The organism is uncultured Nevskia sp. (assembly GCF_903885465.1).
Taxonomy (GTDB): domain Bacteria; phylum Pseudomonadota; class Gammaproteobacteria; order Nevskiales; family Nevskiaceae; genus Nevskia.
Map to the genome: position 1 here is coordinate 1 of NZ_CAISIQ010000259.1, position 2,531 is coordinate 2,531.

The following is a 2,531-nucleotide window of genomic DNA, read 5'->3' on the forward strand; positions in this document are numbered from 1 at the left end:
CAGCACCGCCATCGTCGGTGCTTTCAACAGCAGCTGATGATGAAAGCGATGGCGCCACTTCGGCACCCGGCCGGCGGTGTCATCGCGGGTGACCAGCTTGTCGGCCTCCAGCGTGTTCAGCGCTGCGCCGGTGTCGCCTTCAGTGAGGTTCATCACCGGCGAACGGGAGTTCTTCTGGTTCGACGCCATCATCAGCGCGTTGACGGTCATCGGATAGTACTGCGGCGTGGTGATCGATTTCTCGACCAGCGCCGCGAGCACGCGGGCTTCATTCGGGGATAGCAGGATCTGGCTCATGCGCAATTATCGCGCTGCCGCAGCCAGCCTGGGTTGCATCCGGGGCTCAAGTGCAGCGATTGCCTGCCGATACATCGCAACGGGTTTGAATTTCACGGGGCTTCGGAGGGCGGGCATGCGGATCGGCGTCAATGCCCAGCTGCCGCTGGCGATCAAACTTCCAGTCAACGGCTTGCCGATGAGCGCAGCACCGGATCGCTCGACCTTGATTCAGGTCGCAGCACTCGCGGCAGGCATGCCGTGGACGGTGCTCGATGATCTGGTTGCGGCGCCCGATCCCCACGCGGCTCCACTGCCATCACCTGCAGCACTGCTGGTGGCGTCAACGCCACCGCCACTGGTTGCGGCTTCCACGTCGGCCGCCTTGGGCCAGACCCAGCTGCCAGGCCAGCCGTCACTTGTCGCAACCACGCTCAGCCTCGTCGATCGCTTGAGCCTGTCACCCGCGACGGTGGCGCTGCGCAGCGATCCGCTCCTGCCGAAGGCCAGCGCGACCGTCGAATTCACCTTGAACCTGCTCGCCGGTCTGACCGGTGAACCGCGCAGCCGCCTGCTGCTGGTGCCCGATACACGGATGCCGAGCGATCCCACCGCGATTGCCAGCCTCGCCACCAAGGGCCCGAACGAACTGCTGCAGTTGCTGGTGCGCGGCAGCGTGCACAGCGCGGATGGGCAACTGCTCGACCTGACTCTGGGCCTGAGCGTGCAGCGGCAGGCCGGCGCACCGGTCATCGACCGTGCCGTGCTGGCCCTGATCCAGGCCAGCCTCGAAGAACTGGCGCGCAGCGAGATCAAGCTCGACTACCCCGGCGCATCGTCCGCGCTGGCCGGACACAGCACCCGCTTCCAGGCGGTGCTCGATCCGCTCGCACTGTGGCCGATGCAGAGTTTCCTGCTGTCCGGACTGCTGATCCTCGGGCCGGCTCGCGAGCGGGACGAAGTCGATGAGGTCAGCGAGGAGGGCGCGGCTGAATCGAGCCAGGACCACGGCGCGCCGGACGAACAGGCCGAGCAAGCACCGGCACCGCCGCAGGAAGCCAAGCCGCCAACCGAGCTGACACCGCTACCCGCAGACGGCGGCCCGCCAATCATTTCGGCCAGCCACTGGCTGGAACTGGAACTGCGCCACTGGCGTTCGCAGCTGCGGCTGTGGATGGCGCTGCCGGCCGAGCACGGCCTCGCCCCGAGTAGCCCCTGAATCGCCAGAAACGATCAGGCCCGCACTTGGCGGGCCTGATCACAACGACGGACCGATCAGCGCGGCAGGTCGGAGCTACCCATCAGGAAGCTGTCGACTTCACGCGCCGCCTGGCGGCCTTCGCGGATCGCCCAGACCACCAGCGACTGGCCGCGGCGCATGTCGCCGGCTGCAAACACCTTGTCGACGTTGGTCTTGTAGCAGCCGTCGCCATCGGTGGTCGCCTTGGCGTTGCCGCGGGCATCCTTGTCGACGCCGAAAGCTTCCAGCACGGTCGCGGCAGGCGAGACAAAGCCCATCGCCAGCAGCACCAGATCGGCCTTCATCTCGAACTCGGAGTTCGGCACTTCGGTCATCTTGCCGTCCTTCCATTCGAGGCGGCAGGCAACCAGCTTTTCGACCTTGCCGCCCGAGCCCTCGAAACGCTTGGTGGCCACCGACCAGTCGCGCTCGCAGCCTTCTTCGTGGGAGGAGGAAGTACGCAGCTTGGTCGGCCAGTACGGCCAGACCAGGGGCTTGTTCTCGGTTTCCGGCGGCTGCGGCAGCAGTTCGAACTGGGCGACGCTTTCGGCGCCATGACGGTTCGAGGTGCCGACGCAGTCGGAACCGGTGTCACCGCCACCGATCACGACCACGTGCTTGCCATCGGCGCGCAGCTGGGTCTTGAGCTTGTCGCCGGCGTCGATCTTGTTCTGCTGGGGCAGGAATTCCATCGCGAAATGGATGCCCTTCAGCTCGCGGCCTGGTACCGGCAGATCACGCGGGTTCTCGGAGCCGCCGGTGAGCAGCACGGCGTCGAAATCTGCTTTCAGCTGATCCGGGGAAATGGTTTCCTTGGACCAGTTGGTGATCGTGCCGAGCTTGCCGGCACCGACATAGACGCCGGTGCGGAAGATGATGCCTTCGGCCTTCAGCTGTTCGATGCGGCGGTCGACATTGGCCTTGTCGAGCTTGAAGCCGGGAATGCCATAGCGCAGCAGGCCGCCGACGCGATCGTTCTTTTCGAACACCGTCACTTCATGGCCGACTCGCGCAA

3 protein-coding genes are annotated in these 2,531 nt (G+C 65.7%); 1 reads left to right on the top strand and 2 read right to left on the bottom strand.

Going from position 1 to position 2,531, the window contains the following annotated elements:
- A partial coding sequence (locus QZY06_RS09780; protein WP_295683483.1) for a DUF480 domain-containing protein occupies positions 1-297 on the bottom strand: 297 nt, incomplete at its 3' end.
- A 115-nt stretch (positions 298-412) separates the two neighbouring features.
- Here QZY06_RS09780 and QZY06_RS09785 point away from each other — a divergent pair.
- Positions 413-1,495, top strand: coding sequence for a hypothetical protein (locus QZY06_RS09785; RefSeq protein WP_295683484.1), 1,083 nt, complete (start codon positions 413-415; stop codon positions 1,493-1,495).
- 56 nt (positions 1,496-1,551) lie between these two features.
- Here the strand turns inward: QZY06_RS09785 and QZY06_RS09790 are convergent.
- The coding region (locus QZY06_RS09790) for a glutamate synthase subunit beta (protein WP_295683487.1) at positions 1,552-2,531 on the bottom strand (980 nt) is incomplete at its 5' end.

Coding starts and splice junctions, on each gene's coding strand:
- QZY06_RS09785 (WP_295683484.1), top strand. CDS start 413: ATGCGGATCGGCGTCAATGCCCAGCTGCCGCTGGCGATCAAACTTCCA.